Raw genomic sequence first — 14,269 nt, forward strand, 5'->3', positions numbered from 1 at the left:
CCGACACGCGCCGCGCCCCAAGCTGCGGGCACGCGCCGCGCCCCCAAGCTGTGGGCACGCGAGGTGCCCAAGCTGCGGGCATTCGTGCCGCCTAGGGCGGCACGGGTGGGCGCAGGCGGCGCCCCGTCAGCGCCGGGCCGCGCACCCCACCCCGCGCCGGCACCGACGCCGAGCACCGGCCGGCGCCGGTCACCGACCCGCCGACGTCACCTCAACGCCGGTTCACCAACCACCCGGCAGAACCTCACCGCGCCGTCGCCGAAACCCGCTCCGCCTCGATCCGCTGATCCACCACACCCACCCCCGCCAGCTCCAGATGCCGGCACAGCACCACCGACCCCCCACTGGCCAGCGGCCCGTACAACCCCGCGCTCAACCCCTCCCACGTGTCGTACGGCAACCCCGACAGAATCCGCACCCCCGGCCCCGTGAGCCCCAGCCCCGACGCCTCCGCCCGAGCCCGCTCCACGACCTCCGCCCCGCTGAACTCCCGCCCGGCCACGATCAGCGCCGGCGCCTCCGGATCCACCGGCACGTACGGCACGAACCGGTCCCCCTGCCCCGGCACCTCCACCGCGTAATCGGCGAAGCCCTCCGGCGGGGCCGGCGCGAACCGACCCCCCAGCGGCCGCAACGCCAGCGCGATCCGCGCGCCCGAGCACGCCCGCGCCGCCTCCAGCGACTCGGGCTCCGGCCCGCTCACGACCACGTCCGCCGCCCCCGGATCCCCCGCCACGTCGGCGACGACACCCACCGACGCGCACGCCAGCAGCCACACCGCCGTCTGCCAGTGCGCGGGCAGCAGCAGCGCCACCCGGTCGCCGGGTTCGACGGAGAGTTCGTCCTGGAGCAGGTTCGCGGTCTTGGCCACCCAATTGGCGAAGGTGGCCACGGACAGTTCGACGCGTTCGCCCGTGGCGTCGTCGTAGAAGGTCACCAGGGGGCGTCCCGGGTCCGCGGCGAGCGCGGAACTCAGCAGGTCGGCAGGGGTGCGGTCGGTCGCGTTCACCCGCACAAGCGTACGCGGGACGGGCGACGCGCACCGAGCGCACGGCGGACCGGGCCACCACCGGATCGGACCAAGGCACCCTACGACCCGTCAGATCTCAAATGGACATATTTGTACGACCATGTCCAGTATCAGGGGCATGCGTGGATTCCTAGCTTCCTCGACCGGCGTCACGTGCGCGGCGGCCCTGGCCCTCCCGCTCGCCCCGCCCGCGGCAGCCGCCACCTCCTCGGCCCCACCCGCGACGAGTTCGACCGCACGGCCCGGCGCGTACGCCCCCGGCGGCACCCAGTCCCTGCCCCTCGCCCCTCTCGCCCGCGACCGTGCACCCGGCGCACCCGGTGCGGCCGAACAAGGCCTGCGACGCTCGGACGTACGGCACTTCTCGCTCGTCGGCGTCGTCTGGGACAGCCCCGCCACCGAACTCCACGGCCGGGTCGAGATCCGTACCCGTGCCACCGCCACCGGCGCCTGGTCCGGCTGGCAGGAACTGGAGACCCACAACGCCGACCACGCCGCCGACCCGGGCACCCCGGAGAGCGCCTCGGGCCACGTCCGCGGAGCCACCGCACCGCTGTGGGTGGGCGAGTCCGACGGCGTCGAGGTCCGGGTACGGGCCGGGCACAAGCCCGGTACCGCCCGGTCCGCCTCGCCGCTCCCCGCCGGCCTGCGCCTCGAACTCGTCGACCCCGGCGAGGGCGCCCCGCCGCCGACGAACCGCGCGCAGACCCGGACGGAACCCGCCGTACTCCCCGCGCTTCCCGCGCGACGGAAGGCCGGGCCGCACATCGGGCCCCGCCCGGACATCACCACGCGCCGCGGCTGGGGCGCCGACGAGAAGCTGCGCGAGAAGGGGTTCGTGTACACGAAGAAGGTCAAGACGGCCTTCGTGCACCACTCGGCCACCGGCAACAACTACCGCTGCTCGCAGGCGCCGTCGGTCATCCGCGGTATCTACCGCTACCACGTCCGCAGCATGGGCTGGCGCGACCTCGGCTACAACTTCCTCGTCGACAAGTGCGGAAACATCTACGAGGGCCGGGCCGGCGGCGTGTCCAAGCCGGTGCTGGGCGCCCACACCCTGGGGTTCAACTCCAACAGCATGGGAATCGCCGTGCTCGGCACGTACAGCTCGAAGAAGCCGTCGTCGGCCGCGCTGAAGGCGATCGCCCGGCTCACCGCGTGGAAGGTCGGGCTCTACGGCATGAATCCGCGCGGGAAGACATACCTGAAGTCCGGCGGTGGCAACCTCTACCGAAAGGGCAAGAAGGTACGGCTGAACGTCATCTCCGGTCACCGCGACGGCTTCGCGACGAACTGCCCCGGCACGAAGCTCTACGCCAGGCTCGGCACCGCCCGTTCGAAGGCGGCGCAGTACCAGGGCCGCTGAGGGCGGGCACCGCGCGGTCGTCGAAGGCACCGTGGAACGGTCTGCATACACTGGCCCGCCGAAAGACAGTTCGGCCGGTCCCGGCAGGAAGCAGAGACGACAGGTGACAGAAGCGATCCTCCTGGTCGGCGGCAAGGGCACGCGGCTGCGCCCGCTCACGGTGAACACGCCCAAGCCCATGGTCCGGGCCGCCGGAGTGCCGTTCCTCACGCACCAGCTGGCGCGGGCCAAAGCGGCCGGCGTCGAGCACATCGTGCTCGCGACGAGCTACCTGGCCGAGGTGTTCGAGCCGTACTTCGGCGACGGCTCGGCACTGGGCCTGCACCTGGAGTACGTCACGGAGGAGGAGCCGCTCGGCACCGGCGGCGCGATCCGCAACGTGGCGTCCCGGCTGCACTCGGGCCCCGACGAGTCCGTGCTGATCTTCAACGGCGACATCCTGACGGGCCTGGACATCGGCGCGCTGGTCCGCACCCACGAGACGACGGGCGCGGACGTCTCCCTGCACCTGACGCAGGTGACCGACCCGAGGGCGTACGGGCTGGTCCCCACGGACGACACGGGCCGGGTGCTCGCCTTCCTGGAGAAGCCCCAGACGCCCGAGGAGATCGTCACCGACCAGATCAACGCGGGGGCGTACGTCTTCCGCCGCTCCGTCATCGACACGATCCCGGCGGGCCGCCCGGTCTCGGTCGAACGCGAGACCTTCCCGGAACTCCTCGCCACCGGCGTGCACCTCCAGGGCATGGTCGACTCCACGTACTGGCTGGACCTGGGCACCCCGGCGGCCTTCGTCCGCGGCTCGGCCGACCTGGTCCTGGGCCGCGCCCCGTCCCCGGCCGTACCGGGCCGCTGCGGCGACCGCCTCGTGCTGCCCACGGCACAGGTCGCCCCCGACGCCAAGCTGACCGGCGGCACGGTGGTCGGCGAGGGCGCCTTCGTGGCGGAGGGGGCGCGCGTCTTCGGCAGCACGATCCTGCCGGGCGCCGTCATCGAGCCGGGGGCCGTCATCACCGACTCCCTCATCGGCACCCGCGCCCGCATCGGCACCCGCTCGGTCCTCGCCGACACGGTCATCGGCGACGGCGCGGTCATCGGCGCCGACAACGAACTCCGCTCCGGCGCCCGAATCTGGTGCAACGCCCACATCCCCCCGGCATCCCTACGCTTCTCCCCGGACACGTAATCCCCCCCGACTGCGGGCAGTCGTGCCGCTGGGGCGGCACGGGTGGGCGCAGGCGGCACCCCGTCAGCGCCGGGCAGCGCGACCAACCCCCGCCCACACCGCACCCAGGGCGCCAAGGGAACGCCGGACACCTACAACCGCTCGATACCCCGCGGAGCCATCCGCGGCGCCCGCCTCCCCGGCACCCGCCCACTCAGCAACACCAACCGAGCCGCCCGATGCCGCTGCCCCGCATACGGCTCGAGCAACCGCAGCATCTCCGCGTCATCCGCGTACCGGTCCCCACCCAGCGCGAACCCCACGATCCCCGGCAGATGCAGATCCCCCACAGTCACCGCGTCCGCCGCCCCATGACTGCGCTGCACCGTCTCCGCCGACGTCCACGGTCCCACCCCCGGCAGAACCTCCAGCCGCTCCCGCGCCGCCGCCGGCTCCATCCCCGCCGCCTCCTCCAGCCGCGCGGCGACCCGCACGGCCCGCAGGATCGTCGACGCCCGCTTGTCGTCCACCCCGGCCAGATGCCACTCCCAGGACGGGATCAGCGCCCACGTCCGCGCCGCCGGCATCACACACATCCGCCCGGGTGCGGGCCCCGGCGCCGGCTCCCCGAACTTCCGTACGAGCAGCCGCCACGCCTGGTACGCCTCCAGCGTCGTGACCTTCTGCTCCAGGATCGAGGGGATCAACGACTCCAGCACCAGCCCGGTCCGCGTCAGCCGCAGCCCCGGCCGCCGATGGGCCGTGACCGCCAGCAGCCGGTGCCGCGGCACGAACGCGGACGGGTCGTCCTCGGCGCCCAGCATCAGCGGCAGCTGCTCCAGCAGCCACTCGGCCCCCGGCCCCCAGGCCTCGCCCCGTACCTCGCCGCCGCGCGCGGCGACCCGCAGCGTGCCCGGCCCGGCGGGCGTCCGGCCGGCCCGCCACACCGAGCCGTCCGGCATCGTCCGGAACGTCGGATCGCCCGGCCCGCGCCGCAGCGGACCGAGCACCAGCCCCAGATCCAGCGGCCCGTCCGGCACCCACACCCGTACCCGGCCCGGCGCGAGCGCCTGCCGGGGTATCCCGTCGCGCACGACGGCCCGCGGGGGGCGGGGAGCGAAACGTCCTGCCACGAGTGAGGTCCTTGGGCGAAAGGGGAAGAGGAAGACTTGGGCGAAGGGAAGAGAAAAAGAGGAGAAGGGAAGAGAAAATGAGGAGAAGGGAGCCCTTACGAGAGTAGAGGGCTCACCGCACCTCGATGAACGCCTCCGCGTCCCGCTCCGGCCGCGCCTTCGGCTCCTCGGCGGGATGGCCGACCGCCACCGCCCCCATCGGGTCCCAGTCGCCCGGCAGCCCCAGCGCCTCCCGCACGACGTCCCGGCAGAACATCGTCGAGGACACCCACGCGGAGCCCAGCCGCTCCCCGGCGAGCGCGACGAGCAGGTTCTGCACCCCCGCGCCGGTGGCGACCACGAACATCTCCCGCTCGGCCGCGTCGCGCCGCGCGTCCCCGTAGGTGTGCGAGCCGTCCATGACCAGGCACGGGACGACGAGGTACGGCGCGTTGCGCAGCACGTCGCCGCGCCGCACGCGCTTGGCGACGGACTCCTCGCTCTTGCCGTCGCGCCGCAGGTCCGCGATCCAGGCGTCGCGCATCGCGTCGAGGAGCCGGGTGCGGGAGTCGTCGGACTCCAGGAGCACGAACCGCCACGGCGTCGTGTGGTGCGGCGCCGGCGCGGTCACCGCCGCGGCCACCGCCCGCCGTACGGCACCGGGATCGACCGGCTCGTCCGTGAAGGCCCGCACCGTACGACGTTGGGTGACCGCCTGGCGTACCGCCTCCGAGGTGCCGAGGCGGAACATGTCGTCGCGCGCGCCGCGCACCATCGCCCGCGCGCCCTCGCCGCCGTCCTCGGCGACCAGCTGCGGCAGCCCGCGCAGGACGGCGACGGGCAGGCCCGCGGCCTTGCCCTTGACCAGGTCGCCCGCGGCGGCCAGCTCGTCCGCGGTGGCGACGACGGTGGCGCCGAGCGGATTGCCGTACGCGTCCGTGCCGCCGCGCAGGTCGTCGAGGACGCGGACGCCCGCGGCACCGATCGCCACGTCCGTGAGCCCGGCCCGCCAGGGGCGCCCGAAGGTGTCGGTGACGACGACGCCGACGTCCACGCCGAGCGAGTCGCGGAGTCCCTCGCGGATGCCGCGCGCGGAGGCGTCGGGGTCCTCGGGGAGCAGCAGTACGGTCCCGGCCGGGGTGTTGGAGGCGTCGACGCCCGCGGCCGCCATGACCAGGCCCTGGCGGTTCTCGACGATGCGCAGCGGGCCGCGCCGGGCCACCACCCGTACGGTCTCCGCGTCGATCGCGGCCTCCCGGTCGGCGGCCTCGACGACCCGGCCCTCGGCCTTGGACACGATCTTGGACGTGACGAGCAGCACGTCCCCGTCGGCCAGCGCGGGCTCGGCGGCCGCGATCAGCTTGGCCAGGTCGTCGCCGGGCCGCACCTCGGGCAGCCCGGGCAGGGCCCACACCCGGTAGCCGTCCCGGTCGCCGCCCCGGCGGCCGGGGGCGTCGTCGCGCGTCTCGTCGCTCATGCCTCCCGCACCTCCTCCGCCAGCGTCAGCGCCTCCCGGGCCATCTGCGCCGTCGCGTCGAGGTCGGTCATCATCAGCGGTACGGCGCGGCAGAGGACGCCGGCCGCCCTGACCCGGGTGACGGCGTCCGCGTCGACCGTGTCGACCAGCCAGCCGTCGAGCAGGCCCGAGCCGTAGTGCTCGGCGACCGCGGCGGCCGTGGACTCCACGCCGACCGCGGCGAGCACCTTGTCGGCCATCCCGCGCACGGGCGCGTCGCCGACGATGGGGGAGAGGCCCACCACCGGCACCCCGGCGTCGGCGATCGCCTCGCGGATGCCGGGCACGGCGAGGATCGTGCCGATGGAGACGACCGGGTTGGAGGGCGGGAAGAGGATCACGTCCGCCTCCCCGATGGCCTCCAGGACGCCGGGGGCCGGCTTGGCCTGCTCGGCGCCGACCGGCACGACCGCCTCGGCGGGCACGGAGGCGCGCAGCCGCACCCAGTACTCCTGGAAGTGGACCGCCTTGCGCTCCCCGTCCAGCTCGACCGCGACATGCGTCTCCACGCGGTCGTCGGTCATCGGGATCAGTCGCACACCGGGCTTCCAGCGGTCGCACAGCGCCTCGGTCACCGCGCTCAGCGGAAAGCCCGCGGTGATCATCTGCGTCCGCACGATGTGCGTGGCGAAGTCGCGGTCGCCGAGGCCGAACCAGTCGGGGCCGACGCCGTACGCCGCCAGTTCCTCCTTGAGGTGGAAGGTCTCGTCGGCCCGGCCCCAGCCCTGCTCCTCGTTGATGCCGCCGCCGAGCGTGTACATCACCGTGTCGAGGTCCGGGCAGACCTTCAGCCCGAAGAGGTGGATGTCGTCCCCGGTGTTGCCGATGACCGTGATGTCCGCGTCCGGCGCGGCCTGCCTGAGACCACGCAGGAACCGGGCACCACCGATGCCGCCTGCCAGAACCACAATGCGCATGGCCCCAGTCTTGCAGGCGGGTACGACAGCGCGTCAGCCAGTCGTGACAGCGTCAGCCGGTCGTCACGGCGTCAGCTGGTCGTCACGGCGTCAGCCGGTCGTCGCCGCGGCGGCCGAGCACTGCGGGGAGTGCATGGGCATCTCGGTCAGGCCCGGGTGGTAGACGTGCAGGCTGACCGCCGGCTCCAGCGCGTCGTTGACCACCTCGTGCACGTACCCCGGCGCGAACACGCGCTGCGTACCGGCGTCCAACGCGCGCGTGCCGCGCTCCGTGTGTTCGGTGAGAGTGCCCTCGAGGACCGTCCACACGCCGGAGGAGGGGCCGTGGTCGTGGCGTCCGCTGCCCTGTCCCGGCACCCAGGACAGCAGCCAGACCTCGTACCCGGGGCCGGTGCGCAGCCGGTGGTACCAGCGGGTCGTCGCGTCGTACCGGACGAGGTGGCCCCACTCGGAGCGGTCGGCGGCGACGGAGCGGAGCAGGCCGGCGAACTCGGCGACGGTGGCCGGGTGCTCGCGCGGAGCCTGCAGCAGGTGGGGGACTTCGAGGATGTCGCCGGCGATCTGGAGGTCGCTGTCGCTGTTCATGGGTGCGGGGGTTCCTCAACGGAAGAGTGCGGCTGAGCGGAGCGAATGACGAGCACGCCCTGGTGGGGCGGGAACGGAGCAGTCGAGTCGCGTGGACTCGGGGACAGCCGGAGCGCGGTTGGCTCAACAGCTGGAACAGCGGCAACAGCTACAGCGAGCGCGGGCAGCACCGTGGGACCCGGCGATGCGGGTCGAGGCGAGCGCCAAGTTCGCGAGCATGCCCACAAGGACAGCGGTTCACACAGGCACTGTCAACTCGATGACCGTTATGTGGGACATGTTTCACCTCATCCGGTTGATCGTCCTGCCGAAAGGTTTGCTCAGACGGCTTCCGGGACACATGGCGCACAAGCGGGGCGCACAACCCCCGTTGCGATCCCGTGATCCGAATGTGATCAGGTTCGCTTCGGCGCGTGTATCGGAACGGGATCGAACGCCGGGGCGTCCTTCCTGGTGTGGGTGCGAATCGGGGCCGGTGTCCCGGTGGACCTCATTGGTATGTCGAAGTTTATGGCGATTTGAACACTTACTGCATGGGCTTGGTTCCGCAGAGTGAATAAGGGGCCCAATAGCAGATCTCGGCTTGACTCGCCCGGAGCAGCACACTTGTAATTTCACTCGTGTCGTTCAGCCGGAATCGGTAACGGCTAGATCACGGGGACGCGAAAGACAGACGAGGGGCGCACATGACCGAGCTGGTGCAGCAACTGCTGGTCGACGACGCGGACGAGGAACTCGGCTGGCAGGAGCGCGCACTGTGCGCCCAGACCGACCCCGAGTCCTTCTTCCCCGAGAAGGGCGGCTCCACCCGCGAGGCCAAGAAGGTCTGCCTCGCCTGTGAGGTCCGCTCCGAATGCCTCGAGTACGCCCTTGCCAACGACGAGCGCTTCGGCATCTGGGGCGGCCTGTCCGAGAGGGAACGCCGCCGCCTCAAGAAGGCCGCGGTCTGAAAGCGCCGCCCGACGCAGCGGCAGAAACGGCCCGAACAGCGAGAACGGCCCGTCGCGGGTGGGTTGTCCACAGGCGGCGGGCCCTCTTGCTGCCCAGCCGATAGTGTGGGCGCTCGTCCGAGACGCCCCGCCACCCTCAACGGGCACGGGCGTCCACCGCAGTCCACCGAACCGGGGCCCGTACCTCGATGTCCGTGCAGAGTCACACGGCAGCCCAGCAAGACCTCGCTGCCGCACCTGAGTTCCCGCGTCACGTGGTGACCGCGGTCCTCGTCGCCCACGACGGAGCCCGCTGGCTGCCCGACGCGCTCGCCGGGCTGCTGGGCCAGGAGCGCCCCGTCCAGTACGCCGTGGCCGCCGACACCGGCAGCGCCGACGACTCCTCCCGGCTGGTTGCCGAAGCCCTCGGCGACGACCGCGTGCTCCACCTCGCCCGGCGCACCGGCTTCGGCCAGGCCGTCGAGGAGGCCGCCCGCACCGCCCCCGTCCTCACCCCCGAGGACCTGCCGTACCTGAGGCGGCCCAGCGGCTGGGACCCCGTCACCCGCTCCTGGCGCGACGACGCCTACGACCTGCCGGAGCTTCCCCACGGAGAACCGGTCCAGTGGCTGTGGCTGCTGCACGACGACTGCGCCCCCGAACCCGAGGCCCTCGCCCAGCTGCTGCGCGTCGTGGACACCGAGTACGAACTCGGCCGCGAAGACGTCGCCGTCGTCGGCCCCAAACTGCGCGGCTGGTACGACCGAAGGCAGTTGCTGGAGGTCGGCGTCTCCATCGCCAACTCCGGCCGCCGCTGGACCGGCCTGGACCGCCGCGAGCAGGACCAGGGCCAGCACGACCACGTCAGGACCGTGCTGTCGGTGTCCACCGCCGGCATGCTGATCCGGCGCGACGTCTTCGAGCGGCTCGGCGGATTCGACCGCAGGCTGCCCCTGATGCGCGACGACGTCGACCTGTGCTGGCGCGCGCACGCCGCCGGACTGCGCGTCCTCGTCGCCCCGGAGGCGGTCGTCCGCCACGCCGAGGCGGCCTCGCGCGAACGCCGCGCCGTCGACTGCGCGGGGCGCACCACCGCCTCACCGCACAAGGTGGACAAGGCCGGCGCCGTCCACACCCTCCTGGTCAACGTCCGCACCGCCGTCCTGCCGTGGGTGCTGCTGCGCGTCGTCCTCGGCACGCTGCTGCGCACCGTCGCCTACCTCGTCGGCAAGGTCCCCGGTCAGGCCCTCGACGAGATCCGGGGCCTGCTGGGCGTCCTGCTGCGGCCCGAGCGGATCATCGCGGGCCGTCGCGAACGCGGCCGCCCGCAGGTCGAGAAGGACGAACTGCGGCCCCTGTTCCCGCCCCCGGGCGCGACCGTCCGGGCCACCGTCGAGCAGGTCGCGGGCGACCTCTTCGGCAGCTCCGACGCCGAGGCCGCCGCGGGCGCCGGACGGCACGGTGGCGGCATCGAGTCCGGACCGGGCGGCGACGACGCCGACTTCCTGGAGATCGAGCAGTTCGCCCGCCTCAAACGCATCGCCCGCAAGCCCGGACCGGTGCTCTTCCTGGTGCTGCTCCTCGTCTCGCTGGCTGCCTGCCGGGCGCTCCTCGGCGGCGGCGCCCTGGCGGGCGGCGCGCTGCTGCCCGCACCGGCCGGCGCCGGTGAGCTGTGGTCGCGGTACGCGGACGCCTGGCACACGGTCGGCACCGGCGGCACCGCCTCCGCACCGCCCTACCTGGCGATCGTCGCCACCGTCGCCTCCCTGCTGCTCGGCTCCACCGGACTCGCCGTCACCCTGCTGATGGTCTGCTCGGTGCCCCTGGCCGGTGCCACCGCGTACTTCGCCTCCCGCCCGCTGGTCCCGTCCCGGCTGCTGCGCGCCTGGGCCGCCGTCGCCTACGCCTTCCTGCCCGCCGCCACCGGCGCGCTCGCCGGCGGCCGCATCGGCACCGCCGTCCTCGCCGTACTGCTGCCGCTCATCGCGCGCGCGGGCGTCGCGGCGGCCGGCCTGTCGGGCTCCTCCGGCGCCCGCGGCAGCTGGCGCGCCACCTGGGCGTACGCCCTGCTCCTCACCGTCACCACCGCCTTCACGCCCGTCGTGTGGCCCGTCGCGCTGGTCCTCGGCATCGGGGTGCTCGCCCTGCGCCGCGGCGAGATCACGGCGTACGGGCCGCGCTTCCTCGCCCAGCTCGGCACCCCGCTGCTGCTGCTCGCCCCCTGGTCGTTGTCGCTGCTGCCGTTCGGCTTCTTCGACGAGGCCGGGCTCGAATACGGCTCCTCGGCCGCCTCCGCCCTCGACCTGCTCGGCGCCAGCCCCGGCGGCCCCGGCACGGTGGGCGGGCTGCTCCTCCTCGGCATCGTGCTGGCCGCGCTGGCCGCCCTGCTGCGCTCCGAGCGGCAGTTGGGCGTCCGCACCGCCTGGGCCGTCGCCCTGGTCGCCCTGGTCTTCTCGGTGCTGTCCAACCGGTCCGCCTGGGCCGGCCCCGCCACCCTCGTCTACGGCATCGCCCTGCTGTCCGCCGCGACCCTCGGCGCCGACGGGGCGCGCTTCCGCGTGGCCGAGCAGAGCTTCGGCTGGCGCCAGCCGGTCGCCGCCCTGATCGCCCTCGCCTCGGCCCTCGGCCCGCTGATCGCCGCCGCCGGCTGGATGTTCGGCGGCGCCGACGGCCCCGTGGAGCGCCGCGATCCCGTGCAGGTGCCCGCGTTCGTCGCCGAGGAGAGCCACACCCGCGACCAGGCCCGCACCCTCGTCCTCGACAGCGACTCCGCCGCGCACGTGGGCTACATGCTGGTCCGCGGCTCCGGCGCCCGCCTCGGCGACGGCGAACTGGCCTCCGGCGACGGCGGGAACGGCACGCTGGACAAGGTCGTCGCCAACCTCGTGGCCGGCTCCGGCGCCGACCAGGCCGACCAGCTCGGCGGGTTCGCCGTGCGCTACGTGCTCGTGCACAAGGGCGCCCCCCGCGAGGTCACCCGCGTGCTGGACGCCACGCCCGGACTGAGCAGGCTCAGCCAGCAGGACGGCAGCGGACTGTGGCGGGTGGACCAGGAGGTTGCGCGCGCGACCATCGTGACCGGCGACAAGGCCGGAGCCGGGAAGTCCGGCGGCGGCGGGCCCGAACCCGTGGCGGCCGGACCCGTGGAGATCCACACCGACATCGAGGCGGGCACCGAGGGCCGGGTGCTGCGGCTCGCCGACACCGCCGCCGAGGGCTGGACGGCCACCCTGGACGGCAAGCCGCTGGCCCGCACCACCGTCGACGGCTGGGCCCAGGGCTTCGAACTCCCCGCCTCCGGCGGCCGGCTGGACGTCACCTACGACGACCCGTTCACGCACACGGTCTGGCTGTGGGCCCAGGGACTCCTCGCCGTCGTCCTGGTCGTCCTCGCCCTGCCGGGCAGGCGCCGCGACGTTGACGACGACCTGCCCGACGAACCGCTCGTCCCCGCCCAGCCCGTCGAGGGCGAAGGACGCCGGGCCCGGCGACTGCGGGCCCAGGCAGAGGCCGAAGCGGAGGCCGGGGCCGGGGCCTTCGCGGAGTCGGAGCCGGACCCCGAGGCGGCGGGTGACGCCGCCGCGGTGCCCGAGCCACCGGTGCAGGCCCCCGTGCCGGTCCCGCAGCAGCAGGCGTACGGCGAATGGGACGCGACGGGCTACACCGGCGCCGGTTACGGCTCCTACGACGGCGGCTACGGCGGTGAGCAGTACCAGGGCGCCCAGCAGTACGACCCGGGCGCGTACGGACAGCAGCCGTACCAGGCGGCGGACCCGTACCAGGCGGACGCCTACCAGGGCGGTCACGGCGGCGAGGGCGGTCAGGGCGCGCAGTACGGGGCGGGCCAGTACGACCCCTACGCCTACGGCGACCCGACGCAGGGTCAGGAGGGCGGGTACGACCCCGCCTACGACCAGGCGTACGGACAGGGCGGATACGACACGCCGTACGACCCTTCCCAGCCCCAGCAGCCCCAGCAGCCCCACGGCACGGGCAGTGAGCGTCCCGACGGGAGCCAGCAGTGAAGCGCACGACCCTGTCCCTGATCGCCTGTGCGACGGCGCTCGCCGCCGTCACCGGGTTCGCGGCGGTGTCCGCCCCGGGAGACTCCGGCACGGACACGGCCGCACCGGCCGCCCGGCTGCCCGTGGAGCGCACCGGCCTGCTGTGCCCGGCGCCCAGCACCTCCGACCTCGCCGAGACCGCGTACACGTCCTTCACGCCCGTCACGCAGGGTGCCGACGAGAAGGGCACCGCCGCCCTCGTGACGGCGGAGTCGGCCGACGCCACCGAGGACGGCAAGGACGGCGGCGAGTCCGACGAGAAGGGCGGCAAGGACGAGAAGGACGGCGAGCAGGACAAGCCGGTCCTCCAGCCCAAGGCGCCCGGCACTCCCGTCGCCGGGAAGGCCACCGGCGCCGACACCCCGGCGCTCATCGGCACCGCCGAGGGAAGCAGCGCGCCCGGCTGGACGGTCCAGCAGACGACGGAGGTCGCCGCCGGGACGGGCCGGGGCCTGCAAGGAGTCAACTGCACCGCCCCGGACACGGAGTTCTGGTTCCCGGGCGCCAGCACGGCGGCCGGCCGCACCGACTACGTGCACCTGACGAACCCCGACGACTCGGCGGCCGTCGTCGACATCGAGCTGTACGGCAAGGACGGAGCCCTCAAGTCCACGGTGGGGGAGGGCGTCACGGTGCCGCCGCACGGCAGCGAGTCCCTCCTGCTGTCCACGCTCAGCGACGTGAAGCAGACCGACCTGACCGTGCACGTCGGCGTGCGCAGCGGGCGGCTCGGCGCCGCGGTGCAGGCCCTGGACGACAAGACCGGCGGCGACTGGCTGACCGCGGCCGCGGACCCGGCGGGCGATCTCGTACTGCCGGGCATCCCGAAGGACGCCACCGCCGTCCGCCTGGTGCTGTTCACACCCGGCGGCACGGACGCCGACCTGAAGGTGCGGCTCGCCTCGCCGTCCGGGCTGATCACGCCCGCCGGTCATGAGACGGTGCACGTCAAGGCGGGTATGACCACCGGTGTCGACCTCGGCGAGGTCACCCGCGGCGAGGCGGGTTCGCTGGTGCTGACGCCGGCGGACCGGTCCGTGCCGGTCGTGGCCGCGGTCCGGGTCGTGCGGGGCAAGGGCGACGAGCAGGAGTCCGCGTTCATCCCGGCCTCCGACCCGGTCGGTGCGCGCGCGACCGTCGCGGACAACCGCGCCAAGAGCACCACGCTGGCCCTCTCCGCGCCCGGCAAGGCGGCGAAGGTCAAGGTCACGGCGTCGGCGGGCACCGAGGGCGGCACGACCGCGACCAAGACGTACACGGTGAAGGCGGGCACGACCCAGAACGTCGACGCACCGGTTCCCGCCGGGCTCAAGGGCTCCTACGCGCTGACCGTCGAGACCGTCTCGGGCGGTCCCGTCCACGCGTCCCGCACCCTGACGGGTTCGGACGACGACGTGGCGGCCTTCACCGTCCAGACCCTCCCCGACGACCGGGGCACGGTCTCGGTGCCGAACGCGGACGAAGACCTGTCGGTGCTGCAGAAGTAGCGGCGGGGGGGGGGGCCGGGCCGCCCCCGCGCAGGGCAGCCCCGACCCCCGGGTCACCCGGGACCGGGGGCGCCCCCCCCGCGACCGGCCCGGGG

General features: G+C 73.8%; 10 protein-coding genes. 5 read left to right on the forward strand and 5 right to left on the reverse strand.

Annotated features, from left to right (window positions below):
• Positions 1-244: 244 nt before the first annotated feature.
• Positions 245-1,009, reverse strand: coding sequence for a TIGR03089 family protein (locus ACFV9J_RS31285; RefSeq protein WP_385359722.1), 765 nt, complete (start codon positions 1,007-1,009; stop codon positions 245-247).
• Positions 1,010-1,148: 139 nt separating this feature from the next.
• Between ACFV9J_RS31285 and ACFV9J_RS31290 the strand changes: the two genes are divergently transcribed.
• Both ACFV9J_RS31290 and ACFV9J_RS31295 read left to right on the forward strand, forming a co-directional pair.
• Positions 1,149-2,399 carry a peptidoglycan recognition protein gene (locus tag ACFV9J_RS31290; protein ID WP_385359724.1) on the forward strand — a complete coding sequence of 417 codons (1,251 nt, stop codon included), beginning with the start codon at positions 1,149-1,151 and terminating at the stop codon, positions 2,397-2,399.
• 103 nt (positions 2,400-2,502) lie between these two features.
• On the forward strand, positions 2,503-3,585 hold the full coding sequence (locus ACFV9J_RS31295) for a sugar phosphate nucleotidyltransferase (protein ID WP_385359727.1): 1,083 nt from the start codon (positions 2,503-2,505) through the stop codon (positions 3,583-3,585).
• A 131-nt stretch (positions 3,586-3,716) separates the two neighbouring features.
• Here ACFV9J_RS31295 and ACFV9J_RS31300 read toward each other — a convergent pair whose 3' ends face one another.
• From ACFV9J_RS31300 to ACFV9J_RS31315, 4 genes are all read right to left on the reverse strand, one after another.
• Positions 3,717-4,697 carry a DNA-3-methyladenine glycosylase family protein gene (locus ACFV9J_RS31300; protein WP_385359730.1) on the reverse strand — a complete coding sequence of 327 codons (981 nt, stop codon included), beginning with the start codon at positions 4,695-4,697 and terminating at the stop codon, positions 3,717-3,719.
• 112 nt (positions 4,698-4,809) lie between these two features.
• Entirely contained in the window at positions 4,810-6,153 is a 1,344-nt protein-coding gene (locus ACFV9J_RS31305) for a coenzyme F420-0:L-glutamate ligase (protein WP_385359733.1), read from the reverse strand.
• On the reverse strand, positions 6,150-7,109 hold the full coding sequence (cofD, locus tag ACFV9J_RS31310) for a 2-phospho-L-lactate transferase (protein ID WP_385359735.1): 960 nt from the start codon (positions 7,107-7,109) through the stop codon (positions 6,150-6,152). The genes ACFV9J_RS31305 and cofD overlap by 4 nt, the downstream gene beginning before the upstream one ends.
• 90 nt (positions 7,110-7,199) lie before the next feature.
• On the reverse strand, positions 7,200-7,694 hold the full coding sequence (locus ACFV9J_RS31315; RefSeq protein WP_385359737.1) for a cysteine dioxygenase: 495 nt from the start codon (positions 7,692-7,694) through the stop codon (positions 7,200-7,202).
• A gap of 686 nt (positions 7,695-8,380) precedes the next feature.
• On the opposite strand from ACFV9J_RS31315, the gene ACFV9J_RS31320 reads away from it, so the two are divergent.
• The 3 genes from ACFV9J_RS31320 to ACFV9J_RS31330 all read left to right on the forward strand — a co-directional run bounded on the left by ACFV9J_RS31320 (position 8,381) and on the right by ACFV9J_RS31330 (position 14,174).
• On the forward strand, positions 8,381-8,644 hold the full coding sequence (locus tag ACFV9J_RS31320) for a WhiB family transcriptional regulator (protein ID WP_003975777.1): 264 nt from the start codon (positions 8,381-8,383) through the stop codon (positions 8,642-8,644).
• Between the two features lie 188 nt (positions 8,645-8,832).
• On the forward strand, positions 8,833-12,648 hold the full coding sequence (locus ACFV9J_RS31325; RefSeq protein ID WP_385359745.1) for a glycosyltransferase: 3,816 nt from the start codon (positions 8,833-8,835) through the stop codon (positions 12,646-12,648).
• The gene (locus tag ACFV9J_RS31330) at positions 12,645-14,174 is read left to right on the forward strand and encodes a DUF5719 family protein (RefSeq protein ID WP_385359747.1); all 1,530 of its coding nucleotides are present in this window, start codon (positions 12,645-12,647) and stop codon (positions 14,172-14,174) included. Before ACFV9J_RS31325 ends, ACFV9J_RS31330 begins: the two co-directional genes overlap by 4 nt.
• Positions 14,175-14,269 lie beyond the last annotated feature (95 nt).

Source organism: Streptomyces sp. NPDC059906, assembly GCF_042730645.1.
Classification (GTDB): domain Bacteria; phylum Actinomycetota; class Actinomycetes; order Streptomycetales; family Streptomycetaceae; genus Streptomyces; species Streptomyces rubrogriseus.